Genomic DNA, 25,211 nt, shown 5'->3' on the forward strand with positions numbered 1-25,211 from the left:
AGGCAACACCAACAGCCTGCCTAGAACCTCAGATAATCATGCGAAACTCGCCGCGCACTCCCTCCCGCGAAGCGGGTTCGTGCATGATGGCGCTAAGCTGCCTTCGATTCATGCAGGAAAGCAGGAGATCTAAGGACCGCTAATTGCCCTTGAAAAGGTCACCGTAGCTTTCGAGGTCGGTGATCCGTTGATCGATTACACTTGCCCGGCATGTAACGTAGTCCAACACCATCCGTTCCGCGCCCCAATCACCGTTCGCGTAAACCTGGCACGAACCTTCCTTGTATGTGTTCCAGAGGCGCTGCTCGGCCAGAAGATCGGTCTTCGTCTGCCCAGTGCTCTGTCCGTAGATTTCTTGCCAGATCGAGTTCAATTTCTCGTCTTCCTGCTTCAGCCAGACCTGCCCACAGCCGCCCCACGACGCGTTACTGCCGTCCGACTTGTCTATACACGCTTGCCAGTCCTTTTGCCCTTGGTCGGAATCTTTGGAAAATGCGGGGCCGTTCCCAAAGGTTGCCAGCAAGAGGACCGTGAGAACGGTCCATGATCGATTGAATGCTATCATTCATTTGTCTCCTAAACAGCCAGGCGCGTCTCCATTGGCAAGTCAAGTTTGCATGCCGCAAAGGTGCGATCAACTATGGAATTTCTAGGTTGTGATGCCATTCGTGTGCGGTCTGCAACCTCCTTGTCACTACCGTGACCAATCGAAGAGCGGTCTGACCGCTTCCGGGACCGATGTGGGTATCGTGAACGACCGACATGGGCGCGCGAAGCGGCCATCCCGGGCACTGTAACCTTCTTCGTAAGAGCGGAAATTATTGCCGCTCGACCGCCCAGTTGACTGATGCCCAAAGCCAGGGCACAAAGGTGGCATCCACGGTCGCTCGCGGCAGGAAAACAGAGGGAATTTCAAGGCTTTTCCACTAAGCTATTGAAATAATGTGAGAATCCAAGGTCCCCAGGCAAGCCATTTTTGGACCGATTTTCTACATTTAATTGTCGCCATTCCCACCAAAAAAAGTGACGTCTTTGCAGATGCTTGGCACGATTTCGCGTTAAAACCATGCGACGTCCGCTAATTCCCGGCGATTCCCGGATCTCTGTAAAAAGACGGCTGGGGACCCACTTCTACAAGACAATTCTTGTGGTCGATGACTCGAACGAACCGAAAGCGGAGACGCTTCCGGGACCGAAGCACCAGTCAGCGCGTCAGCCCCAGCCCATCATACCAGTTCGTGCGTCATGCTGCCGAACGAATGTCCGTCTCTGTGAAGTCGTTGCCCTTGAATAACAACGGCTCGTCGAAATCTCTGGCGAGAGCATAGGCAAAACAGTCACCGAAATTCAGTCCAGCTCTATGCCTGCCCTTCCCGAAATCGAGGAATGCCTGTCGGGCAAGATGGCCCTGCTCGACGGTCACAGGCTCGATGTCGATCGCTGCACGGCGAAAGAACGCATCGGCCTGCCTCATGCCCTCCGGCCCAAGCTGTTTTTCGATCACCATGGACAGTTCCAAATAGCTTGCAACACTGATGCGGCTGGTTGCGGAAGCGTGGATCAGTCGCGTGAAGGCATCAGCCTCCGGCTCGCCATAAAGGATCGCCACCATGGCGGATGTGTCGATAATCATTTCGGCAGACCGTCCTCGTCATAGAGGAGCTCGGCGTGATCGGCATAAGGTCGCTTTAAATGGGCTGCAGCTCTCTCAGCGATCGCCAGAAGTTCCTCGACAGAAGCCCTGCCTCTCTGTTTTTCAATTTGCGCATATCGCTCACGCAGAGCGTCAGTCACCACGCGGCTCATGCTCTGCCCAGTCGCATGGGCAATCGCCTGAGCGAGGCGATGCGCTTCAGGGTCTTTCACGTTCAGGCTCATGTGGAGACGCTCCATTCTACCTAGTCAGCCAATTCTCTACCATTCTACCTTATCGCGCCACAGTGTCCAAGGGAGCATATCTTGTAAACTAGGCGCGAGAAGGCGGCGGGAGCATGCTCCTGCCGCCTTTTCAGTGACCCGCTCAGGTTTAGATGTCTGCAAGCACGGCCGGGTCCCCGGAACGCCAGACATTGTCGACCGTGTTGCGCGTGACGACCCAGACATCACCCCTCCTCTCCAGTTCGACATCGTAGCGGTTCTTCATCATGTAAAATCGTGATGGATCGCTGCGCAGAACATGCTGGGCTTCCACGAGCACGTCCATCCGGGCGGTATCGCCATCAATGGTGACGCGAGGATTGCTGACGGAGTGGGTCGTGTCGACAGAGCGAAGCGATGTCGACAGGGCCGTAACGATGACATCCCTGCCCTCGATCACCGGATATTCGAAACCCGCCTTTGCCCCGGCTGGCCGGAAGTCAGACACGGCGTTTTCGGCAAGCGACGATGACAGAAGCGCCTGGTCGCGCAGATCGATGCCCGCTGCGAAGCGATAGAGGGCTTCGACAACCGCCAGCCTGTCGGCGGCGTCTTGCGTGAGGGGGGATGATGTTGTCATGAATAAATTCCTTGTCATGCCGGAGGCCTGCGGAATGCAAAACTTTCCCGGCCTCGGCGCCACGGGAGCCGAGGGTTCTGGTGGGATAAGTTTGGGTGAAACCGCTATTCGAGGTCGGCGTCGATCCGCTCGATCAGTCCGGCCGCATTGATGACAATCGTGAGGATGCCGATCTCATGGCCGAAGTCGCCGGTGAAATCGACGCGGACATCTGATGTGCGGTCATCGAGCATCTCGATGGACAAGAGCCTGGTCGCGGTGTGGTAGCCAACAAAGAACCGCTCGAGATACTGGCGAACGCCGTCAGTTCCCGCGAAGCGATCGCCCACCGAGACATCATCGATGACCGCATCCGGTGCAAACATGGACAAGGTTGCCTCGACATCGAATGCATTGGCTGTCCGGATGACCTCATCGACGCCATGCGCGAGGAGTATGGCGCACCTTCGAACTTCATTGAGTTTTCCGCGCCACGAGCGGGCAACGTCTTTCTGGACATGGCCAAGACACTGGCAAACTATGATTTCAGGCGACGTATCGGGACTGCCGAGGTCGAGATGCGCCCCTCCGGTGTCGCCGTGGCAATCACCCCCTGGAACAGCAACTATGGCTTCATCTGCGGAAAGCTGTCCGCCGCCATTGCAGCCGGGGCCACTATGGTGATCAAGCCTTCGGAGATGAGCGCGATCCAGACGCATGTGATCACGGAGTGCCTGCACGCGGCAGGCCTTCCCGAAGGCGTCTTCAATATCGTCACCGGCTACGGCGCCGTCGTTGGCTCCGCGCTCACTGCCCACCACGATGTTTCCAAGATCACGTTCACCGGATCCACGGCCACCGGCCGGTCGATTGTTCGCTCGGCCGCGGAAACCATGAAGCGCGTGACGATGGAACTTGGCGGCAAGAGCCCCAGCCTCATTCTCGAGGATGCCGACCTCGACGTCATACTTCCCCAGGTTTTGGCAGCGGGTTTCCTCAACAGCGGGCAGGCCTGCATTGCCGGAACCCGCATTCTTGCGCCATTCAGCAAATTCGAGGAGATCGAAGCCCGGCTCCAGGAGGCGGTGAAGGATTTCAAGGTGGGAAACACCAAAGACAAGACCGTCCGCATCGGCCCCATGGTCAGCCAGAAACAATGGGACCGCGTCCAGTACTATATCAGGCTGGGTCAGGAAGAAGGCGCCAGCCTGCTCGCCGGCGGTGAGGGACGGCCGGAAGAGCTGTCGCAAGGCTGGTTCGTGCGTCCAACCATCTTTACAGGGGTAAACAACAACATGCGCATCGCGCGCGAGGAGATATTCGGACCGGTTCTTTCCCTCATTCGGTACCGTGATGAAGACGAGGCTGTCACGATCGCAAACGACACTGATTACGGCCTGCAGGCCCAAGTGTTCTCTTCCGACATCTCCCGGGCGCGGCGTGTGGCCGGCCGGATCGAAGCCGGCCGCGTCATTCTCAACGGCGCACCGCATGAACCGCTGGCACCTTTTGGTGGTTTCAAGCAATCCGGTTTCGGACGCGAATTCGGCGTCTTCGGCCTCGAGGCCTTTCTTGAACCCCGCGCAGTCCTTGGCTGAGGAGCGAACCCATGACGAAGAAGCTTGTTGCGCTGATTACTGGCGCCAACAAGGGACTTGGCAAAGAGGTTGCCCGCCAGCTTGGCGGGCTCGGAATGCGTGTTTATCTTGGCAGCCGGGATGGCGAGCGCGGGCAAGCCGCGGCGGACGAGCTAACGAGAGAAGCAGCGGATGTGGTGGCGATTGCGCTCGACGTCACCGATGAAGCGAGCATCGTGGCCGCGGCACGACACATCGAAGACCGGGAAGGATTGCTCGACATTCTCGTCAACAACGCGGGCGTCCTCCATCGTGTGCCCGCGTTGGAGACGGATGCGGTCAACATGCTGGCAACTTACGACGTCAACGTCTTTGGCACTGTGCGCACCATCCGCGCATTCCTACCGCTACTGCAAAGATCGCCGCATCCGAGGATCGTCAATATTACCAGCACCAGCGCCTCCATGACGCTCACCAGCGATCCGGCAACGCCCTTCGGTCAGTCGGACACCATCGTTGCCTATGCTTCGTCAAAGGCCGCCTTGACGATGATAAGCCTGCAGTATGCCAATGCTTTCCGGCGTCACCCCTCGCATGCGCATATAACGATCAATGCGGCGACGCCGGGCCATATCGCAACCGATCTCAACGGCCATGCCGGCACGCGCACGGTGAAACAAGGTGCGAAAATCGTCGTGGACCTGGCGACACTTCCCGACAGTGGCCCCAGCGGGGGCTATTTCAACGAAAATGGACCATTGCCCTGGTGACGATTATTCTTGACTGTTCGTTCCAGAATCCATATCTCAACCCTTATGGCAAGGATCAAGGAATTCGACAGGGACAAGGCGCTGGAGTCAGCAGTGGGTGTATTCCGGGAGCACGGCTTCGACGGGACATCGACGGAGATTCTGGTTACGGCCATGAAGATCGGCCGGCAGAGCCTGTACGACACGTTCGGCGACAAATGGGCCCTCTATCGCCTCGCGGTGGAGCGCTATGCATCCGCAGAGACCGAAGCGCACATTCGCGAATTGCGCGGCAAGGAGCGCGCGGTTGATGGCATTGCCGCAATGATGGATCGGGTGGTGGCGGAAGCCGACCGGGCATGCCTCGGCGTCAACTCGATCTGCGAATTCGGCCAAAGCCGCCCGGACCTGACAGAGGTGCATCTTGCGGCCGATCATCGGTTGAGACAGGCGGCAAGGGAATGCATCACGCTGGCTCAGGACGCCGGGGATCTGGACCAATCGGTGTCGCCAGATGCGGTGCTTGATTTTCTTATCGCCAGCATCGCCGGTATTCGGATTGCTGCACGCGGGGGTGCCGGGCCAGAGGTGCTGCAGTCCCTCGCACGGTTGGCGCTCCGCGCACTCATGCCACGGTAAAAAATTTCCCTAATTCTGGAACGAACAGTCAAGAAAGGACTGAAAATGAAAGCAGTCGTCATGAACGGCATCGGGAACACCGATGTCATGGAAGTCATCGAACATCCGGAGCCCGCCGCAGCACCGGGACATGTTCTCGTCGAGATTGCCGCGGCAGGTGTGAATTTCATGGACATTGGTGTCCGGCAAGGCATGGCCTGGACCGAGATCGCAAATCCCAAAATACTCGGCGTCGAGGGTGCAGGTCGCGTTCTCACAGTTGGCGACGGCGTGACGGATTTCTCCGCGGGTGATCGCGTGGCCTGGGTCTACGCTCCAGGAAGCTACGCGGAGCGCATCTCGATACCTGTAGGTTCCCTGGTTCGCCTGCCTGATTTCATCGATGACCGGACAGCCGCGGCAATCATGATGCAGGGATTGACGGCCAGTCACTTCGCCACCGATTTCTACCCGGTTCAGCCGGGCGACATTGCACTGGTCCACGCTGCCGCCGGAGGCGTCGGCCTGCTCCTGACCCAGATCATCCGGCTGCGCGGCGGCCGTGTCATCGGGCGCGTTTCTTCCGAAGACAAAGTCGCCATCGCCAAACAGGCAGGCGCCGAGCATGTCATCGTCGATCGCCAGGGAGACTTCGCGCAGCACGTCCTGAATTTGACGAACGACAGGGGTGTCGACGTTGTCTATGACGGTTCTGGCCCCACGACCTTTCAGGGTTCTCTCGATAGCCTGCGCCGTGCGGGGACCTTTTGCTGGTACGGCCCCGTTCTGGGTGGGCCGGGCCTCATCGATATCATGATCCTGCCGAAAAGCATCAAGATCGGCTACGCGGTCTTCTCCGACCATATATTCTCACCCGAACGCTTTCGCGCCCGCACCACCCAGCTTTTTGACTGGATCCTGGATGGCTCGCTGAAAATCAACATCGGAGGAAGCTATCCTCTCGAAGATGCAGCATCGGCACACGCTGACATGGCAAGCCGACGCACGACCGGCAAGCTGCTGCTCTTACCCTAAGGATAACATGATGACCCCTATATCTCCCAAGAAAACAGCACTCATCTTCGGCGGATCACGCGGGATCGGCGCTGCCATCGCCAGACAGTTGGCTCAGGACGGCTTCTGGGTCGCGATAACCTATGTCTCGCAATCGGAAAAAGCGCGGCAGGTCGTGACCGATATTGAAGCCTCCGGCGGTCGCGCGATGGCGATCCAAGCAGATAGCGCCGACCCTGATGCAATACGCCGCGCTGTCAGAGACACGGTGGACCGATTTGGCAAACTGGATGCGGCAATCGTCAATGCCGGAGTGCTGAAACTAGCCAGCATCGAAAATGTCACCCTGGACGACCTCGACGTTTCGCTTGCCATTAATGTTCGCGGCGTATTTCTCGCCATCCAGGCAGCAGCGCTGAACATGAAGGATGGGGGACGAATCGTAACGATCGGCAGCAACACCGCGGTGCGGACAGGTTCTTCCGGCGGGAGCGTGTATGCGATGACGAAAGCTGCGGTCGCCGCGATGGTCAAGGGCGCGGCCCTGGACCTCGCTCCGCGGAGCATCACGGTGAACAACATTCAGCCCGGGCCAACGGAAACGGACATGACGGCCAGCATGGTGGCTGGACTGGTAAATGTCATCCCTCTCAAGCGTGTTGGTCAGCCCGACGAAATCGCGGCTCTTGCCTCCTATTTGGTGAGCGAAAAGGCAGGGTATATGACGGGTTCGAGCCTCACGATAGATGGCGGGTTCGTGCTTTAAATCGGTCACTCATTGGCAACCCGCACCGCTGTCACATTTGTGGGCGGGTTGCTCGACGTAGGTGTCTATCCCGATATTGTCGAGGAAGGCGTCATCGTGGCTGACGATCAAAAGCGCGCCGTCATAGGCCCTCAGCACGCCTTCCACCGTCTCGATGGACTCGATGTCGAGATGATTGGTCGGTTCATCGAGGATCAGCAGCGACGGCGGGCTGGAGCCGCCAAGCACGCAGGCGAGGCCGGCGCGCAAGATCTGCCCTCCACTTAAAGTCTCCACGCGCTGGAGGGCGGCATCCACACGAAAACGAAAACTGGCCAAAGTGGCCCGGCAGGCATTTTCCGTCGTGCCGGGGTTCAGTCGCTTGAAATTGTTGAGGATCGTTTCATTGCGATCAAGAAGGCTGACACTCTGGTCCAGCATCGCGGAAGGGACTGAAACCATGACCTTGCCGATGATGGGCACAATCTCTCCCGCGATTACCTTCAGCAGCGTCGTTTTGCCAGACCCGTTCGGGCCGGAAAGCGCTACACGCTGCGGACCGACGATCGAGACGGAAAGATCGCGGATAACGGGATGCTCGTTATCATAGCCCGCAGTCACACTGTCGAGCGACAGCACGGCCTTAGCGGCAGGCAGGTTTGTCGCCGGAAGTTGTACGGAAAATGGCTGCAGCACCTCGATCCGAGCCTTGGCGGAGGAAACCGCGTCCAGCGCATCGGCGCGCTGGCGCTCGGCAAGTTCCGTCACGTTGCCTCGGCTGGCCTCCGCATTGCTCTTGCGCCGACCGAGAAGAATTTTTGGCATGTCCCCCTTGGCTGCTCTGCGGGTACCCGATGCATTCCGCCTGTCCTCCCGTTCGGCAAGGACCTGCGCCTTGCGCTCGATTTCCTCGGCCGTCTTTTTGGTATGCGCCAGGTTCTGCTGAGCGGCATTCAACTCGATTGCCTTCGCCGACCGATAGGCGCTCCAGTTTCCGCCGTAGCGTTTCGCCCCAAGCGTGGTCAGTTCGACGATGGCATCCATATGTTCAAGCAGTTCGCGATCATGACTGATGACGATGGCTCCACCTTTCCATCTGCCGAGGAGGTCGATGACTGCTTGCCGACCGGCTCTGTCCAAGTTGTTGGTCGGTTCATCGAGAAGAAGAAAATCCGGCTCCTTGAAGAGGGCCGCAGCGAGCGCAGCCCGCGTACGCTGCCCACCCGACAACCGGCTGAGCAGCGTATCCGGCTCGGTAGCCAGCCCAAAACGGACAAGGGACGAGACTATCCGCTCCCTCACTGTCCAGTCTGCCTCCGCAAGATCTTCCAGGCTGGCGGTACCGCTTTCTGCTCGGGCGAGCAACTCGATAGCCTGCCGTGCACCGAAAAGATCGGCCGCCGTTTCGCGTGAACCTGCGTCCAGCATCTGTCGGACGAGCACGACCTTGCCCTCGATGGACAGGGAGCCTGCAGATGGTGGAAGGACGCCGGCAATTATGTTCAGCAGGGTCGTTTTGCCCACGCCGTTTCGGCCGACCAGACCGACACGCTCCTTTCCAACCGACAGGTCCAGGCCTTGAAAGACCTGATCACCTTCCGGTTTGGTCCAGGAAAGTCCTGAAAGCACGATCGAAGACATGTGAAACCCGTTGCATCAAAATTAACGACACGATAGCGTGCTGTTATCAAATATCACAGGTACAGACAATGGTCACCACTATCAGGTCCCTCTCCATTCAATACCTCGGGGCCAAATGATGACAGAACCACCACGTCCTGGCGGACGACCGACACGCGAGGGGGCGGCGAACCTCACCAGGCAGATTCTGGACGACGCCCGCGCCGCCTTTGCCAAAAAGGGTGTTGCCAATGCTTCGATGGAGGAAATTGCAGCAAGACAGGCGATCTCCAAACATACCCTTTATCGGCGATACCCGAACAAGCAGGCGCTCCTGGAGGCCGTGGTTGAGCGCGATCTCATTCGGTTTCGCGCAGCACTCGCACAAGCGGCCATGCAGCACGAAGAGCCCCTGCTCGCCCTCCATGCAGTCGCGTTCCGCTATTTTCTGTTCGGCACGGACAGGGACTATTCGGCCTTCTACTTGTCGGTTGCCGCAGAGGCCGTGCTGTCCGCGTCCCTTCGGGAAAGGCTGGCCATCTGGTCGAGCGTAGCATTGGAACCCATGGTCGGCGCGATCCTCGCTGCTCAGGCTGCAGGCGCCATCATAGCGGGCGATCCATCTGAATTATGCGGCGTGCTGGTCGATCTGCTGGAAGGCGCCAACAACCGCATTCGCCTTGGCCTGTGCGACGCGCCCGATGAAGCCGAATGCCGCCGCGTCTTCGATAGCCGATGGACCATTTTCCAGACTGCTATGACGCCGAAATCACACTGAACGGAGATAAGAAATCGTGACGACAATCAACAATGCCAGCCCCCTGTCGCAGATGCTCAACAACGCGTTTGAAAAATTCGACAAGGATCGAGACGGAAAACTCAACTCTGATGAATTCAAGACATTCAACGAGATCCTGAAACCCGGCATCGCCACCGATGAGAAGGGAAAGCCAACCGTCGACTATAGCGAACGCATGGACCACGATAGTGACGGATTGGTCAGCCAGGATGAAATGAATTCGACAGGCCTTTTGATGCCGGCCGACCTTTGCGATCCGAGCCTGAAATCAATGCTGGATTACCTTCTTCTCAAGGCCGATCCGTTGGCGATCGAAGCTGCTCGTTTGCTCGAGAAAGAAACCGATGAGCCTTGATGGCAAAAACGGAGCGACTTTTTCCATAGTCGCTCCGTTCCCGATTTCCGTCCCTCTACCTTTGAAGGCCGACGACTGCAGCCAGCGCCGCCATGGGCGATGGTTCCGTCGAAAACACGTCATAGATGCAAGGCGCTGCAAAAACCGCGAGCGCCAGCATGCCAACGATCAGGCGTTTCATAGGACGCTCCATTGATTCACGAGCCTGATCAGGCAAGATTCAGCTCGACCGCGATACTACCACGCGTGGCTTTCGAATAGGGGCAGGTCTGATGGGCTTCCTCGACCAGCACGTGCGCCAGCTCCGGATCTATACCCGGTAGGCTGATGTTCAAGCGCGCCTGCAGGCCATATGCGTCTCCTGCCATACCGAGATCAACTTCCGCGTCGATGGCGGTCTCTGCCGGCAATCGGATCTTGCGCTTGGCAGCGGCAATGCCCAGGGCGCCGATGAAGCAGGCTGACCAGCCCGCCGCGAACAACTGCTCGGGATTCGTACCGGGCTTGCCGCTGCCCGGAGGCGAAAGCTTTACATTGAGCTGCGCGTCGTCACTCAATGCCGCACCGTCGCGTCCGCCGGTGGTATGGGTCTTGGCAGTGTAGAGAACTTTTTCGATCTTGGTCATGGAACACTCCTTCGTTCGTTCGGTCGCAGAGCGCGACGTGATTGACGGATGTGTTTTGCCGCATCCACGTATCCAGCATGTTTTCGAAAATGGTGGAATTGTATCGCAGCGTAGAGGCTGCGCCCAGGCCCTCTTCAGGGCAGCGCTATTTCCGCGGCAAGCCCGCCGCCATCGCGGTTGTAGATCCGCACAGTACCACCGATCGAGACGGCAAGCTGCTGGGCGATCGCCAGTCCAAGCCCTGTGCCTCCTGTGTCCCGATTGCGCGAAGTCTCAACGCGGTAGAACGGTTGCATGGCGGCCTCCAGCTTGTCGTCGGGAATGCCCGGTCCATCGTCGGTGACCGTAATGACGGTGTTTCCCTCGCCCGATCGTTCGACACTCATCTCAGCAGCACCGGCAAACTTGAGCGCGTTATCGATGAAGTTGCTCAGGATACGTCGCAACGCATGCGGCTTGGTTAGGGCAGTCCCCTGAACGATGCCAATTACCGAAACCGTCTTTCCGACGTCCTGGTAGTCGTAGGCGATGCTATCGATGAAGGATGCAAGATCGATGCGCGCGTTTTTTTCGCCATTGCCGTGCGAACTGCGCGCATAGGCAATTCCGTCCTGCACCAGCCGCTCGATTTCGCGCAGGTCGCTCACCAGCTTGTCCTTTTCGGAACTATCGTCCGCCATGTCGGCGCGCAACCGCATGCGCGTGATCGGCGTCTGCAGATCATGGGAGATTGCCGCAAGGATCTGCACACGTTCTTCCAGGTAGTGTGCGATACGATCACGCATGGCGTTGAAGGCCCGCGCCGCGTGGGCAACCTCGCTCGGACCATCTTCATTCAGGGGCGAGCCCTTCTTACCCGGTTCGAGTGCATCGGCAGCAGCGGCGAGAGCGCCGAGCGGACGAATTGCAAGGCGCACACCAAACCAGGTGCAGAGAATGAGCAGCGCCATCTGGGCTGCGAAGACATACGGCAGCCATTTGGCCAAGGGCATTACCCCGCGCGGGGTCACATCGATTGTCAATGGCGAACCGTCCGACAGCGTCAGATGCGCCTGTAGCCGCATATGGTCGCCCGGAATGGCTTCGACGCGGATCGGAAACCTGTTGCCCGCCGCCTGCCCTATCCGATCCGCGATCTCCGCACCACGCCCCGACAAATCCGGAACACCCGGAAGGCCGGGACCAAGAACGAGGCGGTAGCTGCCACGGCTCAGGCGATCGAGCCAATCGGGTCGCTCGTTGGAGGGAAGACGGTCGAGAACAGCGATCGACGTTGCCAGATCGCTTTCCAACGTTCCGAGCATGACGGCCTTGGCCGACATGTAGCGCTCGGCAAAAAGAATGCTGAAGGACAAGCCATACGCGACCGCCAGTCCGCCAAAAAGGATCAGGAACAATCGCGAGCGAAGGGTGCCTGGCCACCAGCCGAAGCGGGACGTGCCGCCCATACTCATGTCCTGGGTACCGAGATTTCGACGGGGACAGAAAACACATAGCCTTCGGCCCGCACCGTCTTGATGTAGGTCGGTTCGCGCGCATCATCGCCAAGCCGCTGGCGCAGGCGACTGACCAAAAGGTCGATCGAGCGGTCGAACAGTTCGGCATCGCGGCCTTGCGTGAGGTTCAGGATCTGGTCACGATTGAGCACGCGTTGCGGATGATCGATGAATACCCGCAACAGCCGGTACTCGGCGCCGCTCAAGGCTATTTCCGTTCCGTCCCGGTCCAGAAGATGCCGACCGACGGTGTCGAGCCGCCAATCGCCAAACGTCAACAGTTGCCCGGCCTCGCTTATCTGCAGGTTGGGCGGCAGCATACGCGAGCGCCGCAGCACCGCCTTGATGCGGGCAAGGAGTTCTCGCGCCGCAAACGGCTTCGGCAGATAATCGTCGGCGCCCATTTCGAGCCCGATGATGCGGTCCATCTCGTCGTCGCGCGCCGTCAGCATGATGACCGGTGTTGCCTTGTGCTTGCCAGCGCGCAGTTTCCGGCACAACACGAGGCCATCATCGCCCGGCATCATCACATCGAGCACGATCAGATCGACTGTGTTGCCTTCGAGAAAGCTGCGCATCTGGCGACCGTCGGCGGCAACCGCCGTCCGAAGGCCGTTCTTCTTCAGATAACTCGAGACCAACTCGCGAATTTCGCGGTCGTCATCGACAATCAGAATGTGGTCGACATGCTCCATATCTGGCCTTTCAAACATTCGCACTTACGCGACATTAGTTCCGTGTGGGCCGCCGCGAGTAAAGTGGTTTCTCGCGACGGGCCCCATCATCAGAATTTCGCGACATCGATGATGGCTTGAGCGAATGCCTCCGGCGCTTCCTGTGGCAGATTATGCCCGATGCCCGCAACATCTCGGTGCTCATATCTTCCCGAGAATTTCTTTGCATAGGCCGATGGCTGCGGATGGGGCGCACCATTGGCATCGCCTTCCATGGTGATCGTCGGGATACCAATCACCGGCCCCATCGCGAGTTGCTTCTCGAAGGAGTTGTATTTCTCCTCGCCTTCGGCAAGGCCGAGCCGCCAGCGATAATTATGGATGGTTATGTCCACGTGATCAGGATTGTCGAGGGCGGCGGCCGATCGATTGAAGGTCGCATCGTCGAATGTCCAGGTGGGCGATGCTGTCCGCCAGATAAGCTTTGCAAACTCGTGCGTGTTAGCGGCATAGCCGAGCCGACCCCGCTCGGTGGCGAAGTAGAACTGGTACCACCAGGAGAGTTCCGCGGCGGGCGGAAGCGGCTTGCTGTTTGCAGCCTGGCTGCCGATGAGATAGCCACTGACGGACACCATCGCCTGGCAGCGATCCGGCCAGAGAGCCGCCATGATGTTGACGGTGCGCGCGCCCCAGTCATATCCGCCAAGAATCGCCTTTTCGACGCTCAGTGCATCCATGAAGGCGATCATGTCGGCAGCTAGTGCCGCCTGCTGGCCGTTTCGCGGGGTCTCGTCCGAAAGAAAACGCGTCGTGCCGTAGCCACGCAGATAGGGAATGAGCACGCGGTAGCCTGCATCGGCCAGGATCGGTGCCACATCGACATAGCTGTAGATGTCGTACGGCCAGCCGTGAACAAGCAGAACAACAGGGCCATCGGCCGGGCCGGCTTCCGCATATCCGATATCCAGCACGCCTGCCTTGATTTGCTTGAGTGCTGCAAACGCAGTGTGCCCTCCTGCCTTGACCGAGGCCGGGGACGCGGCGCTCGTCTGGGCATGGGCGATCGTACCCATACCCAATTGGGTGGCAGCCACGGTCATGGCGGCGATACCGAAGAAGCGGCGGCGCTGATGGTTAAATTGAGGGGACATCGTTCTCTCCATATCGATTGATCTTGATGTGAAGAAAGCCGACTGCACGTATCTCGCGTGTGTCCCGTCAAGCCCGGAGTTGAATGCGGATGTAGCCTCCGGCGCCTTCGATACAGTCTGATACAATTCGCACACCCGCCGGCCGGGCTTGCCAACGATTTGTATCACTCTGTCGTGGATAGGCCGGGTCCTACACTGCGGTACACTTCCGATGGAAGCCCGACACATCCGGGATACGTCGCTCCGACCAGATTGGCCCTGTTGCTGGTCGTGCCACATCGCCGTCCAGAACCCGACTAACCGGTTTCAAGGAAACGACGATGACACTTCTCATCATTGCCTATCTCGGAGGGGCGCTGACCATCCTCAGCCCGTGCATCCTTCCCATTCTCCCCTTCGTCTTTGCCCGCGCGGGGCAGCCTTTTCTGCGGAGCACGCTGCCCATGCTAATTGGCATGAGCGTCACCTTTGCATTGGTTGCAACGCTTGCAGCGGTCGGCGGGAGTTGGGCGATCCACGCCAATGAATACGGTCGTCTCGCCGCGATCTTGCTGCTCACCGTCTTCGGGGTCAGTCTGTTGTCGCCACGCATTGCGAGCATCATCACCCAACCCGTCGTCGATTTCGGCAACAGGTTGTTGAACGCCTCGGGCAGGCCTGGCTCCGTGCCGACTGCCGCAAGCTCCTTTATCCTCGGCGTTGCAACCGGGCTGCTCTGGGCTCCCTGCGCCGGGCCAATCCTCGGCCTTCTGCTGACAGGCGCGGCGTTGAATGGCGCCAACCTCCAGACAACGTTTCTGCTCACCGCCTATGCTGCTGGCGCCGCAACATCGCTTGCCATCGCCCTAATTGTTAGTGGTACGGTCTTCAACGGCATGAAACGATCGCTCGGCCTCAGCGAACGTATTCGCCAGGTGCTGGGTGCCGCGGTTCTGGCCGGCGTCGCTGTCATTGCGCTCGGCCTCGACACAGGCCTCCTTGCACGGCTTTCCTATGCGAGCACGACCGCATTCGAGCAGGTCGTGCTTGACCAACTGCACCAGAAGCCGGCCGCTGAACCATCCGCCGAGACGGTCAGCAATGACGTTGCGGCCGCCGTCAGCGACCCAGATCGGCCGTTCCGGAGCAACCTTCCCGTGGAGGGTCGCGCACCGTCGTTGAATGGCGCCGTCGAATGGTTGAACTCACCGCCGCTGACGACGGAACAGCTTCGCGGCAAGGTCGTCCTCGTCGATTTCTGGACCTATTCCTGCATCAACTGCATACGAACCGTCCCCTACGTCCGCGCCTGGGCCGAAAAATACAAGGATCAGGGCCTCGTAGTGATCGGCGTCCACGCCCCGGAATTCGCCTTCGAAAAGAAGATCGACAACGTCAAAAAGGCGATCGAGGATTTCAGGATCGGTTATCCTGTTGCGATCGACAATGACTACAAGATCTGGCGCGCGTTCGAGAATAGCTATTGGCCGGCACATTACCTGATCGATGCCAAGGGTCAGATCCGCTACCATCATTTCGGCGAAGGTAACTACCGCCAGACCGAGCAGGCGATCCAGGATCTGCTGCGCGAAGCTGGCAACGAGATGGCGACGACCACAACGGTGACGCCCGATGCCAAGGGTGCCGAGGCGAGCCCCGACCTCAGGAACATTCGCTCCGGCGAGAGCTATCTCGGCTACAAGCGCGTCGTGGGCTTCGTCTCTCCGGAAGGCCTGCGTGCCGACACTGCCAACGCATATTCCGTCACGCAACCGGGCCTGAATGAATGGGGCCTCTCCGGAACCTGGACGGTTGGCGCCGAACGCGTCGTGCTGGACCAGCCGGACGGCAGCATTGTCTACGGCTTCAGCGCCCGCGACCTGCATCTGGTCCTCGGACCCGGCGCTGCCGGCAAAACTGTTCGCTTCCAGGTGACGATCGACGGCAAGGCGCCCGGTTCCGATCATGGCGCGGATACTGATGTTGACGGCCACGGCACCATAACCTCCACAAAGCTCTACCAACTCGTTCGCCAGTCCGGCGACGTGCAGGAACGGACATTTGAAATCCGGTTCCTCGATTCAGGCGTCGAAGCCTACGCTTTCACCTTCGGCTGAGCCCCTCTGTTCTCACCCCCCACGACAACAGGAGTAAAACGCATGAACCGATATACAATCTCGATCCTCGCACTCGCCTTCGCCACCAGTATCATCGCATTCTCGGCACAGGCCGCCGAGGTCAAGAACATCGTCATCGTCCATGGCGCACTTGCCGACGGTTCGGGCTGGCGCAACGCATCCGATATCCTCGTCAAGCGCGGGTTCAATGTCACGATCGTGCAGCAGCCGATGACCTCGCTCGCCGACGATATCGCTGCCACCAACCGGGTGCTCGATTTGCAGGACGGCCCGACGCTTCTCGTCGGTCACAGCTATGGCGGAATGGTGATCACCGAGGCTGGCCACAGCCCGGTTGTCGCTGGTCTAGTCTACGTCGCAGCGTTCCAGCCGGACAAGGGCGAAAGCCTGCTGAGCCTTGCAAGTTCAAAGCCTGCTGGCGGCATGAACATCCGCGAGACGAAGGACGGAAAGTATCTCTATCTCGACCCCGCCGCCTTCGCGAACGACTTCGCCGCGGACCTGCCGAAAGATGACGCAGCGTTTCTGGCAAGGTCGCAGGTCTTCGCCTCGAAAGACGCGTTCTCAGCCAAGGTAGGGGATCCCGCTTGGAAGACGAAACAGAGCTGGTCCATTGTCGCGACCGACGACCGATCCATCAATCCTGAACTGGAACGTGAGATGGCGAAGCGCGCCGGCAGCATAGTGACTGAGATTAAATCCAGCCACGCCGTCTTCGCCTCGCAGCCCCAGAAGGTTGCAGACGTCATTGAAAAGGCGGCTAAAGCTCTCTAGCGCCAGGCCAATGTGGCGATCCGGCAGAAGTGGATCGCCACTGAACACTCGAAAGTCTTATCGCAACCGAACCTTCGGTCCTGATGGTGCACTCTCCCAAAGGGGCATCGCCTTGCAGTCGTGCCGGGAGCTCTAATCATGCCAAGATGATCGGATTGGAGCTTTGAGCAGAATGTCCCACGTTGGCGCACCGGCGACGTAACGGCGTCCTGGAGGCATGTCCGCTTTCAGGCGCCTGAGGTGATGATCTCAGCGTCCGAAACAAGGGCGCAAACCTGCCGGGAGCCCTGTGGCCGCCTCGCCGCGAACGTGTGGTCGGACAGCGGAAATTATTTCCGCCAGCCCGCCCGGTTGACTGATGCCCAATGCCAGGGCACATAGGTGGCATCCACGGTCGCTCGCGACAGGAAAACAGAGGGAATTTCAAGGCTTTTCCGATAAGTCATTGAAATCATGTGAGAATCCAGGCTCCCCAGCCAAACAATTTCAAGCACTTAGCGCGACCGTCGCCCGATCGGTGTTGCAGTCGTGTTGCAATCCACTTCCCTTGATTTCCGGCGGGTTCCTGCGACACTCCGCGAATCCACGCGACATGGACTGCAACATGGATGAAGTCACAATGATTGATTCGCTCGACTGCCGACATAGCCGCGGAAAAGGGTGTCACCAAAAAACTGGAAGGTGACGGCTCGATAACTATTTTCCCGAGATGCGAGCGTTCATTGAGTCCAAGGACCACCATGGGGGCAGATGATGACTGTAGATATCGGAGACGATCAACCTGTCACTCTCGCCGAAGCCGCGAGCCTCGTCTTCGGCGGCCGGCTGACAAAATCAGCATCGCGTAGAGAGGCCGAAAAAGGAAATCTGGAAGTCATTCGGATTGCCAACAAGGACTCCCCCCGCCGTTGGCAAATCATCAGCACATGTCCACCACAACCGATTTTATCTCCGAACTAATCAGAGCCACGAATGAAATCGGCAAGGTCAGCGTCGGTGAGCGCATGAAGCTTATGTCCAGAGGATCGCGCACCATTCGCGAGATGAGATTGCAGACCGGCGTCCGGCATGGTCCCGGAAAGGACGCACTGAACGACTTGGAGATTGCGGCGCGGAAATGTGAAAAGGGGTCAGACGACGATGCCAAGGCGGTCCTGCTTGGGATGGCTGCTATGATCCGGACCCTGAAGATTGTGCTTGATGCGAAGGATGAGGTTCTGAGGGGCGGGCGATAACCGGCCGCTGGCGTGGACGACGGGAGCATGGCCGACGAACATTGGGTTGCTTAGTATTAGAGTTGGCCATCAAAACTAGGCTCAAATGTTCCCCTCAAAGTTGATCAGAGCGACAGGAAATGCTATTTAAGCCCGTCGCAAAGGCGGATGCGACACGGAAGCTAGCTGCTCGCTGTGCGTTGCGGCTGGCTTCCATCCTAGTTGCCAAACTCGATCGTCGCTCTATTCTGGCCTGATGCCTAAACGCTTCCCAGAGCTCATCCTTCTCGCGCTGATTTTCCTCGCTGTCGGCGTCGCGCTAATGGCGTTCATTACACCCATTCTCAGCATGCTCGGCTGGCCTTCTTGACTCCGCCCACTTCGGGAGCATAGGTAGAACAACCAGGACAACATTACCGAGTTATGCACCGCCTATCCACAGGATACGCGCAAGAAACAATGACCGAGTACCAGCCCAAATACCAATGGCACCGCACCGAGCTGGACGAGAACGACCCGCCAAGGGATACCGACTGGATGGGCAAGGACGGCGAATTACTGATTGGCCGAATCCGGAAAGAGTTGCACGGCACGACTAAGGGCCTTTGGCAATGGTCCGGATGGACTCCGAAGACCCATCTCGGCGCTCCGCCTCTGCCGAACACTGGCTACCAACCCACAGCGACACTTGCGGTGCAGAAGGTCGAGGAATACTGGGAGCTGAGTATGCGGGTGATGACGCCGAGCAACCCCGAAGGTGAAAACTCATGAGCGACGACAGGATGGTCCACCCGAACTCCCCGGTGCATTTCGAGCACTGGTGCGATTATGATGGATGCAAGCGCCGGGGATCGTTTGGCATCGAGCGCAGCCGAGCCATAACCGAGCGGCGCTGCATGGAGCACCTGGCGGATGATTATTGGGAAGGCCGCAAGATTACGCGAAACTAGTACGAAAAGCCCTGAACTACACCGCTAGACCCAGTTCGGCCTGCAGTCAGCGGCGCTAACGGAACAGCGACAAGATGTTCTCGGGGTTCGTGTTTGCGATCGACAGAGATTGGATCGCCAGCTGCTCTTGTGTTTGCAATGCCTTCAACTTCGTGGAAGCGGTGTCCATTTCAGCGTCAACAAGCTTAGCAATACCGCGGCTGATCGAATCCGAGAGGCTGTTTAGAAAATCTTCCTGCATAGATATGCGACTAGAAAGAGCACCGACATTTGCAGCGGCAGCGATAGTGTTCTCAAGCCAACCGTCAACTCTGGAAAGAAGTGCTCCCATATCATTCTCGGATACAACGTCGACGTCCATGATTTGCATCGAAGCCGTTCCCGTTACACGAAAGTTGGAAAAACTAACGGGGTTGGGGAAATCGACGCCAAATGCTTGATTGCCGCTTCCGAAGAAACTTGGGCCCGCAGCCCAAGCTGATTGCGCCAGGAGGTTCCAAAAATCCAGAGAATTGTCTACCACACGATCGGGCCCGGCGTTTGCGTCAAATATCGCTTTCGTGACGGTCGCCGTATAGAGGAGTGCCCCGTCTTGAATATCGAATTGAAATTCGTCTCCGTCATAGAACGTGAAAGGTCCGGTAAAATTGTAAGTATCTGTCGGGGTCGTGAAGGCCTCAAAGCCGCCGTACGTTCGGGGTGGGCTTTTTTGTAAAAGACCGTCGCCTGTGGCTGTGAAAAGGGCGATATCACCTAGATCTACTGATGTTGTTTGGACGCCGAAGTTACCGTTCGCATCACGCGTCGCAGATGCCACGACAGAGGTGCGGACATCGCCATCGGTTGAAAGCCAGTTTACTCCACTAAAACTGGACGAAGTGATGACACTGGTAAGTTGCCCTTTCAGTTGCTCGATCTCAGCCTGCACCTTTTTGCGATCGACACCCTCTTCAGTGGCCACTACAATTTTCGACTTCATTTCACTGATAACACCGATCACGCTTTCCAGTCCGGCATACGCGGTATCAGCCGTCGCAGCGCCGAGACCCAAGGCGTCTTGCACCACTGACAGAGCTTTGTTGTCAGAGCGCATCGTTGTTGCGATAGACCAATAGGCAGCATTGTCTGAAGCTGTCCCGACACGCAGGCCGGATGATACTTCACGCTGCGTATCCTGCATGGAAATTGAGAGCGCACGGAGTACATGGAGCGCAGAAGTTGCGCTAGCGTTTGTCAAAATGCTAGTCATGAAAGCTCAATATGAAATGGAATCAAGCGCTTCATGCGCACAGGTGAGAACCACGATAGAAAGGGATCGCGGTTAATAAAGCATTAAATCCAACCATTTTTCCCGATGTGGTTACCCGCGCACGATTTGGACCTGCGGCCTTCACGTTATGAGCCTGACCAGCTGCCGGTCTAACGTTGAGGCCCGGTCGTCCCGAACGCTGGGTAGGCGCTCAAACCCATGATTTGCGGGAAAACCGTACACCTTGCGGACGCGCTATGTTCCACGCCCGTTCTTTCAAACTGTGCGGAAGCTGTGGGGCGCTCGCCTTCGCCTACCGGATGGTGACCTCTAAAACTGGTGCCCCGTGCCGGACTGCGGAAAGTGAACCTTTTCAGAAACTCGGCACTTTTCTGGACACATGAACATCGTCAACAATCATTATGCTTTTCGAAAATGTGTCCAGCCGATATCTCTGGCATGAGAAACGCCTGACGGTCTACGTGAAGCTCGGTCTTTTAATTATCGTGGGCATCGTTGTGGCCGCCTCAGACTCAGTGCCTATTCCTCTTCAAAAACCAGAAATCTGATCTTACTTTTATTCTCTTGCTAATAGTCACCGTCAGGCGCAAGGTCGCGCCTTCGGCAGCCTATTGTGCGGGCGCTGCCGCTTAAGGGTTGTCGTGCCCTAGCCTCAACAAAGGAGGACGTCATGTCTTCCATCCAGCAAAAATTCGTAGAATCCCACAAGCTGAGAACAATTCACCGCGCCACTCCAAGTTCGGAAGTGCAATACTCTTCTACTGAGCCAGCTATTGACCACTATTCCGATCTGGCGGTTTTCCTATCCAATCGCTTTCAACTTGGCACCAAGGTTGAAAATATCGTTGCCGGCGATCGGGAAGTTGGAAATGATTCATCCAAGAACGAACAGCCCATTCTTGTCTTCCGCCATGCGGGAATTGCCGTCTACAAATGGTGCGGCGACCCGGATGCGACGGATGCGGTCGTGCAAACTCAACTAGTCCCATCTTCAATCGACGATGGAGCTGGGCATGTTTAGACCTGCCCTGCCAACCGCCCATTCTGTCACACTTTTCTTCATTGAGGCGTCCATGGTGTTTCATCGTTTTCGGATCATCTCCTTCTTAAGGTCATCGACCTCTTCACAAAGGCGATCGACAAATCGGCAGAGAACTTCAACTGCTCGCTCCAGCGACTTCCTACTGTTGGTCATCTCGAACGTTTGCGCTTCTAGCCCAGCCGTCACACGGTTAAGGGCTGACGGATCAACTATTACCGCCGCAACCTGGGCTTTGCTGGGGTCAGAGGCCGGAGCGGATCGCTGACCGCTCGAAAACCCGCCCTTGGTGACGAAGTAGAGGATGCCCAGGCTTATTCCAAAAGCGATGATGGCAAGCGGCGGCAGATCACTGATATCCTGAAACTGCATAATTCTCTCCGGCGTCATGCGCAGCACGGTAAGCATTGAGAAGCTCGACAAGCGCGAGCATGGGATAGATCGCGATCCAAGTGCTGATGACGCAGGAATAGGCAAAGCAGTAATGGATGCCACCGAAGACCATGAAGCCAACGCAAGCTGAAAATACCCTGATCCATGGGGTGACATTCTTTCGGGCGCCGTTGATGACCAGGCCGATCAACCGCAACAGCCCCACGCAGACCATCAGCCAGCCGAACGTGTCCTCATCGAACATGGCACGGAACAACGCGAATGAAGGCTGATGAAAAACCGGGTCCGGCAGTAACAGAGAGATACCCCACGCAGTCATGATCGTGGCCCATATCCACTCCGTCATGCGCGGCCCGAAGCGGTGCTGTATGCGGATCCAGATCCCCGGACCCGCGTAACTTTCCGCCGTCATCATTTCTGCCCCGGCGCCACGACGATGATATCCGGCGCGTTACCCGGCGTCTTGATCACCACGTCTTGCTTGGTCGGAATCTGCGCGTCGATTTCCTTGGCCACCTCCATCGCCTTGGCCGATGGCCGTTTCACCAGGGCGTATAATACCGTCAACAGGCCGACGATTGCGGAGACGATGATATCGAGGTTTTCACCAAGGATTGCGTTGTGCTCCGGCGACAGCCAGCCGTGGGTGAACATTGCCGCCATCAGCGAGACGATGATGTAGCGGACGATGACGGGGACGTAGTTGATAACGCTCATGGCAGGTTCCTTCCGCGAGGCGTTGGCCGCGCAAATTGATGTTGATTTTTGTGAAAACTTCGGGTGTATTTTTTGCTTCACCACAGTGCAGCATTGATGAGCTGGGAGGGTTTACGGATGCGTCCGTTTCGTTTTCGGTTGAGTGTTTTTCAAAATGGGGCTCTCGCGAGAGACCCGGAATTGATGAGCCGGGCGGAGTTGCAGGACGCCCTCCTCCATGCCTCTATTTTTGACGAAGCGAGAGTGAATTTCATCGTTTCTACCGTCGACGAACAGGGAGCTTGTGAGATGGTGAACGGAGACGACCACCCCAAATATCTGATAGAACGAGTGATGGATTAAGCGGCAGTTTTCAGTTCGAAGACCGCCCGCAGGCGAGCGACGGTTGCAGCGTCCAATTTGCCGGTCTCGGCCAGGCCGGACGCCAGCTGGAATGCACGGATGGCGGCAGCCGTTTTCCTCCCGAGGACGCCATCGAACGGCCCAAGGACATAACCACCGCGCATGAGCAGCCGCTGCAGGTAGGCCGTGCGCGTGTCCGGCCCTTCGAGCACGGGAGCGCTGTCGGGTTCAAGGACGACGGTTTTCCAGTTGCCTTTGATATCGGCGACAGGCAGGCCGCGCTCGCGCGCCCATGGGATGACATCAAAGCAGGGGCAAGCCTTGATGTGCTCAAACGGCTCAATGATGCCGTTACCATTCTTGTCCGGCGACAAGTCGCCGTGACCACACCACTTGATGTCCGGGAAATCCGCCGACAGTTCGCGCATCCGCTTTTCAAGCGTTGCAAGCTGCGCGTCTCGGATTGTGTTGAAATCCGGCCTATTGCTGGCCTTGACGCCACCAACCATCGACAGGCCGTATCAGATTGAATTGAACCCGGCAACGTGGGCGCCAACCGTCATCTTCCCCCGGCCCATTTCGGCCTGGCCGTTCGGATTGATGATTTCGTTATAGCCGATATCCGACCAGCCCTGCGCCTTGTGGATGGCGCGGATGCCGGCGGCTCCCTTATCCCAGCCTGGAGGGGTGGCAGTTGCATGGACAACGCCCAGCGTCGTCCGCTTGCGAACGGTCATGATTATTTCCTTCGATGTTGAGAACAAAAGAGCGGCGTGGCAGATTCTAAACAGCTGGCTTCCGGACCACTCTCCCGGACTGCCAGTTAGAGGCCTGCTCTCGCCTGCCTGGGGCGATCAGGCCTCGCCTTCTTCTTTTCGACTGCGCAAAAATCTGTCATGATCTTTGCCCCGAGAGGGGAAGGTGTGACGGTCCATCCGTGATCGTCGTCGGATGAGCGCGGTCGGAAACTCAAGCCCATCTCCGGAGCGGGTGACCGCTCCGGGCACCTAGTGTCGCCAGAGCCGCCATTGAAACGAGCTGATCTCGCCCATTTGATCCCGCGTCTCAGGCATGGGAGAGCGAAGCTTCGACATGTGGTTGCAGAGCCGATTGACTATCGACGCTAAGAGCGTGATTACTAATGCACAACTGGAGATGCTGTAGTGGCGCTATTCGAATACGTACAGGATGGAGAGGTCAAGAAAACATCCGGGAGTTTCTTTCGAGGGGAAAGCACTAACTTTCATCCCACCAACAACTCCTTTTCGCAGTCGAATTTTATCGCGGACTACGTGATGAAGGGATGGGCGCCAACTTCAAAGTTTGTCACAACGGAAACCCCGATAGTGGCCTTTGGATCTTGTTTCGCGACAAATATCAGCGACTATCTGCATCGTCGCGGGTACAACGTTCTGACCAAAAAGGAGAACCAAGCCTACATCACGCAGATGGGCGACGGCCTTGTTAATACCTCTGCGATTCTCCAGCAATTTGAATGGGCTTGGCTGAACAAAGTTCCGAAGGGAGACCTTTGGCACGGCTTCAAAGCGGAAGAGTTCGGCTACGATGAAGCGGTGCGCTCAGATACCAAGTCGCTGCTGGACGCCGCAGAATTATTCATCATCACCCTTGGTCTGTCGGAAATCTGGTACGACGATTTAACCGGCGAAGTGTTTTGGCGCGCAGTCCCTAAAGATAGTTACGATCCAACCAGACATAAATTCCGGGTGGCGACGCACGCAGAAACCGTGCAAAATTTAGAAGCGATTTACGCGCTGATCCGCCAGTTTCGGCCTGAGGCGCACATCCTGTTTTCAGTCTCACCAATACCGTTGACTGCAACCTTTAGGCCTGTTTCATGCCTGACCGCCGATGCAGTTTCGAAAGCGGTCATTCGGGGAGCCCTTGACGAGTTCCTAAGAGGGCGAAGCGCGGACCCCGCGCTGCACTACATGCCAAGCTATGAGGCAGTGATCCGGCTGTTCAATAATCAGTGGCACGTCGATCGGAGACATGTCCTGCAGCCCGTTTTAAATTTCAACATGCAGATGTTCGAAGCATTCTACTGCACCCCGGGTATAACCCAGGAAGCCCTGAACAGCACCTTCAAGGTCGCCTTGGAGGAAGACGTCAAAATCGGCATGAACGGGCAGGATTCCGATGGCCTCACATACACCGAGATCCGCCGACAAAGCATCGAGGCGAAACGGGACGCGAAGCGGCAGGCAAGGATTAAGGAGAGGGTGGCGGCCCGCGCCGTCGAACGACGGCTAACGCAAGAATTAGCTAGGTCGAAATCCACAGTTAAGCAACGCCTGGAACATATAGCGGGGCTCGTTCTTAAGGCTGTCGTGGTTCTCTTAGCATTCCAAGGTGCTTGGGAGCTTGTTACCTAGTACTACAGTTGCGTTTACATTGAAATCGTGATTCACTTCCGGTGTTTGATGGGAGGGGCTTCGATGTCGGTTGCGGGTTGGTCTGGATCAGTTGTGGCC

The 25,211-nt window shown here is 57.7% G+C and carries 31 protein-coding genes and 1 pseudogene; 15 read left to right on the forward strand and 17 right to left on the reverse strand.

Annotation, left to right across the window (positions count from 1 at the left end; all coding sequences use genetic code 11):
• Window positions 1–139 precede the first annotated feature (139 nt).
• The 5 genes from ASD36_RS18125 to ASD36_RS18145 all read right to left on the reverse strand — a co-directional run bounded on the left by ASD36_RS18125 (window position 140) and on the right by ASD36_RS18145 (window position 2,862).
• A complete protein-coding gene (locus ASD36_RS18125; protein ID WP_060511642.1) occupies window positions 140–565 on the reverse strand; it encodes a lysozyme inhibitor LprI family protein in 426 nt (141 codons plus the stop codon).
• Window positions 566–1,243: 678 nt separating this feature from the next.
• The gene (locus ASD36_RS18130; RefSeq protein WP_060511644.1) at window positions 1,244–1,633 is read right to left on the reverse strand and encodes a type II toxin-antitoxin system VapC family toxin; all 390 of its coding nucleotides are present in this window, start codon (window positions 1,631–1,633) and stop codon (window positions 1,244–1,246) included.
• On the reverse strand, window positions 1,630–1,878 hold the full coding sequence (locus tag ASD36_RS18135) for a type II toxin-antitoxin system VapB family antitoxin (protein WP_060511647.1): 249 nt from the start codon (window positions 1,876–1,878) through the stop codon (window positions 1,630–1,632). Before ASD36_RS18135 ends, ASD36_RS18130 begins: the two co-directional genes overlap by 4 nt.
• 148 nt (window positions 1,879–2,026) lie before the next feature.
• A complete protein-coding gene (locus ASD36_RS18140; RefSeq protein ID WP_060511649.1) occupies window positions 2,027–2,497 on the reverse strand; it encodes a nuclear transport factor 2 family protein in 471 nt (156 codons plus the stop codon).
• Window positions 2,498–2,601: 104 nt separating this feature from the next.
• Complete coding sequence (locus tag ASD36_RS18145; protein WP_060511703.1) at window positions 2,602–2,862, reverse strand: hypothetical protein; 261 nt, start codon at window positions 2,860–2,862, stop codon at window positions 2,602–2,604.
• Between the two features lie 42 nt (window positions 2,863–2,904).
• Here ASD36_RS18145 and ASD36_RS18150 point away from each other — a divergent pair.
• The 5 genes and pseudogenes from ASD36_RS18150 to ASD36_RS18170 form a co-directional block, all read left to right on the forward strand.
• A pseudogene (locus ASD36_RS18150) lies at window positions 2,905–4,074 on the forward strand (aldehyde dehydrogenase family protein); the annotation flags it as partial.
• Between the two features lie 11 nt (window positions 4,075–4,085).
• Window positions 4,086–4,823, forward strand: coding sequence for an SDR family oxidoreductase (locus ASD36_RS18155; RefSeq protein WP_060511651.1), 738 nt, complete (start codon window positions 4,086–4,088; stop codon window positions 4,821–4,823).
• 45 nt (window positions 4,824–4,868) lie between these two features.
• Window positions 4,869–5,441: a TetR/AcrR family transcriptional regulator gene (locus ASD36_RS18160; protein ID WP_060511653.1), complete on the forward strand. Its 573-nt coding sequence runs from the start codon at window positions 4,869–4,871 to the stop codon at window positions 5,439–5,441.
• 45 nt (window positions 5,442–5,486) lie between these two features.
• The gene (locus ASD36_RS18165) at window positions 5,487–6,455 is read left to right on the forward strand and encodes a quinone oxidoreductase (RefSeq protein WP_060511655.1); all 969 of its coding nucleotides are present in this window, start codon (window positions 5,487–5,489) and stop codon (window positions 6,453–6,455) included.
• A gap of 7 nt (window positions 6,456–6,462) precedes the next feature.
• A complete protein-coding gene (locus ASD36_RS18170; RefSeq protein ID WP_347360137.1) occupies window positions 6,463–7,200 on the forward strand; it encodes an SDR family oxidoreductase in 738 nt (245 codons plus the stop codon).
• Window positions 7,201–7,209: 9 nt separating this feature from the next.
• On the opposite strand, the gene ASD36_RS18175 is transcribed toward ASD36_RS18170, so the two are convergent.
• Window positions 7,210–8,820, reverse strand: a complete 1,611-nt coding sequence (locus ASD36_RS18175; RefSeq protein ID WP_060511660.1) for an ABC-F family ATP-binding cassette domain-containing protein — start codon at window positions 8,818–8,820, stop codon at window positions 7,210–7,212.
• Window positions 8,821–8,938: 118 nt separating this feature from the next.
• Between ASD36_RS18175 and ASD36_RS18180 the strand changes: the two genes are divergently transcribed.
• Window positions 8,939–9,577: a TetR/AcrR family transcriptional regulator gene (locus tag ASD36_RS18180; RefSeq protein WP_244489857.1), complete on the forward strand. Its 639-nt coding sequence runs from the start codon at window positions 8,939–8,941 to the stop codon at window positions 9,575–9,577.
• A gap of 16 nt (window positions 9,578–9,593) precedes the next feature.
• Window positions 9,594–9,953, forward strand: coding sequence for an EF-hand domain-containing protein (locus tag ASD36_RS18185; RefSeq protein WP_060511664.1), 360 nt, complete (start codon window positions 9,594–9,596; stop codon window positions 9,951–9,953).
• Window positions 9,954–10,008: 55 nt separating this feature from the next.
• Here the strand turns inward: ASD36_RS18185 and ASD36_RS31720 are convergent, their stop codons facing one another.
• The 5 genes from ASD36_RS31720 to ASD36_RS18205 form a co-directional block, all read right to left on the reverse strand.
• On the reverse strand, window positions 10,009–10,134 hold the full coding sequence (locus ASD36_RS31720; RefSeq protein WP_277996007.1) for a hypothetical protein: 126 nt from the start codon (window positions 10,132–10,134) through the stop codon (window positions 10,009–10,011).
• A gap of 28 nt (window positions 10,135–10,162) precedes the next feature.
• Entirely contained in the window at window positions 10,163–10,579 is a 417-nt protein-coding gene (locus tag ASD36_RS18190; RefSeq protein WP_060511666.1) for an organic hydroperoxide resistance protein, read from the reverse strand.
• A gap of 134 nt (window positions 10,580–10,713) precedes the next feature.
• Window positions 10,714–12,027 (reverse strand): HAMP domain-containing sensor histidine kinase, encoded by a 1,314-nt coding sequence (locus ASD36_RS18195; protein ID WP_060511668.1) that lies wholly within the window; start codon window positions 12,025–12,027, stop codon window positions 10,714–10,716.
• Window positions 12,028–12,029: 2 nt separating this feature from the next.
• A complete protein-coding gene (locus tag ASD36_RS18200) occupies window positions 12,030–12,770 on the reverse strand; it encodes a response regulator (protein ID WP_060511670.1) in 741 nt (246 codons plus the stop codon).
• Between the two features lie 89 nt (window positions 12,771–12,859).
• A complete protein-coding gene (locus tag ASD36_RS18205) occupies window positions 12,860–13,900 on the reverse strand; it encodes an alpha/beta hydrolase (protein WP_060511672.1) in 1,041 nt (346 codons plus the stop codon).
• 320 nt (window positions 13,901–14,220) lie between these two features.
• Here ASD36_RS18205 and ASD36_RS18210 point away from each other — a divergent pair, with 320 nt between their 5' ends.
• The 5 genes from ASD36_RS18210 to ASD36_RS18230 all read left to right on the forward strand — a co-directional run bounded on the left by ASD36_RS18210 (window position 14,221) and on the right by ASD36_RS18230 (window position 18,955).
• Window positions 14,221–15,996 (forward strand): cytochrome c biogenesis protein DipZ, encoded by a 1,776-nt coding sequence (locus ASD36_RS18210; protein WP_060511674.1) that lies wholly within the window; start codon window positions 14,221–14,223, stop codon window positions 15,994–15,996.
• A 42-nt stretch (window positions 15,997–16,038) separates the two neighbouring features.
• A complete protein-coding gene (locus ASD36_RS18215; protein WP_060511676.1) occupies window positions 16,039–16,791 on the forward strand; it encodes an alpha/beta hydrolase in 753 nt (250 codons plus the stop codon).
• A 926-nt stretch (window positions 16,792–17,717) separates the two neighbouring features.
• Entirely contained in the window at window positions 17,718–18,026 is a 309-nt protein-coding gene (locus tag ASD36_RS18220; protein WP_060511678.1) for a hypothetical protein, read from the forward strand.
• A gap of 438 nt (window positions 18,027–18,464) precedes the next feature.
• Window positions 18,465–18,776, forward strand: a complete 312-nt coding sequence (locus ASD36_RS18225) for a hypothetical protein (protein WP_060511680.1) — start codon at window positions 18,465–18,467, stop codon at window positions 18,774–18,776.
• Window positions 18,773–18,955 (forward strand): hypothetical protein, encoded by a 183-nt coding sequence (locus ASD36_RS18230; protein WP_060511682.1) that lies wholly within the window; start codon window positions 18,773–18,775, stop codon window positions 18,953–18,955. Before ASD36_RS18225 ends, ASD36_RS18230 begins: the two co-directional genes overlap by 4 nt.
• Before the next feature lie 55 nt (window positions 18,956–19,010).
• Here the strand turns inward: ASD36_RS18230 and ASD36_RS18235 are convergent, their stop codons facing one another.
• Window positions 19,011–20,204 carry a flagellin gene (locus tag ASD36_RS18235; protein ID WP_082562839.1) on the reverse strand — a complete coding sequence of 398 codons (1,194 nt, stop codon included), beginning with the start codon at window positions 20,202–20,204 and terminating at the stop codon, window positions 19,011–19,013.
• A 691-nt stretch (window positions 20,205–20,895) separates the two neighbouring features.
• Between ASD36_RS18235 and ASD36_RS18240 the strand changes: the two genes are divergently transcribed.
• Entirely contained in the window at window positions 20,896–21,246 is a 351-nt protein-coding gene (locus ASD36_RS18240; protein WP_060511686.1) for a hypothetical protein, read from the forward strand.
• 60 nt (window positions 21,247–21,306) lie between these two features.
• Here the strand turns inward: ASD36_RS18240 and ASD36_RS18245 are convergent, their stop codons facing one another.
• From ASD36_RS18245 to ASD36_RS18255, 3 genes are read right to left on the reverse strand one after another with little or no spacing between them, the layout of a single operon-like run.
• On the reverse strand, window positions 21,307–21,636 hold the full coding sequence (locus ASD36_RS18245; protein WP_060511688.1) for a hypothetical protein: 330 nt from the start codon (window positions 21,634–21,636) through the stop codon (window positions 21,307–21,309).
• Entirely contained in the window at window positions 21,614–22,072 is a 459-nt protein-coding gene (locus tag ASD36_RS18250) for a hypothetical protein (protein WP_156393887.1), read from the reverse strand. The genes ASD36_RS18245 and ASD36_RS18250 overlap by 23 nt, the downstream gene beginning before the upstream one ends.
• Entirely contained in the window at window positions 22,069–22,374 is a 306-nt protein-coding gene (locus ASD36_RS18255; protein WP_060511691.1) for a hypothetical protein, read from the reverse strand. Before ASD36_RS18255 ends, ASD36_RS18250 begins: the two co-directional genes overlap by 4 nt.
• Before the next feature lie 117 nt (window positions 22,375–22,491).
• Between ASD36_RS18255 and ASD36_RS18260 the strand changes: the two genes are divergently transcribed.
• Window positions 22,492–22,716 (forward strand): hypothetical protein, encoded by a 225-nt coding sequence (locus tag ASD36_RS18260; protein WP_060511694.1) that lies wholly within the window; start codon window positions 22,492–22,494, stop codon window positions 22,714–22,716.
• On the opposite strand, the gene ASD36_RS18265 is transcribed toward ASD36_RS18260, so the two are convergent.
• Both ASD36_RS18265 and ASD36_RS18270 read right to left on the reverse strand, forming a co-directional pair.
• Window positions 22,713–23,144: a peptidoglycan-binding protein gene (locus tag ASD36_RS18265; protein ID WP_156393888.1), complete on the reverse strand. Its 432-nt coding sequence runs from the start codon at window positions 23,142–23,144 to the stop codon at window positions 22,713–22,715. The two genes, ASD36_RS18260 and ASD36_RS18265, sit on opposite strands and share 4 nt — an antisense overlap.
• A 93-nt stretch (window positions 23,145–23,237) precedes the next feature.
• Window positions 23,238–23,453 carry a hypothetical protein gene (locus tag ASD36_RS18270; protein ID WP_060511698.1) on the reverse strand — a complete coding sequence of 72 codons (216 nt, stop codon included), beginning with the start codon at window positions 23,451–23,453 and terminating at the stop codon, window positions 23,238–23,240.
• A gap of 426 nt (window positions 23,454–23,879) precedes the next feature.
• Here ASD36_RS18270 and ASD36_RS18275 point away from each other — a divergent pair, with 426 nt between their 5' ends.
• On the forward strand, window positions 23,880–25,112 hold the full coding sequence (locus ASD36_RS18275) for a GSCFA domain-containing protein (RefSeq protein ID WP_060511701.1): 1,233 nt from the start codon (window positions 23,880–23,882) through the stop codon (window positions 25,110–25,112).
• Window positions 25,113–25,211: the final 99 nt, after the last annotated feature.

The sequence above is a fragment of the Rhizobium sp. Root1334 genome (assembly GCF_001426665.1).
Classification (GTDB): domain Bacteria; phylum Pseudomonadota; class Alphaproteobacteria; order Rhizobiales; family Rhizobiaceae; genus Pararhizobium.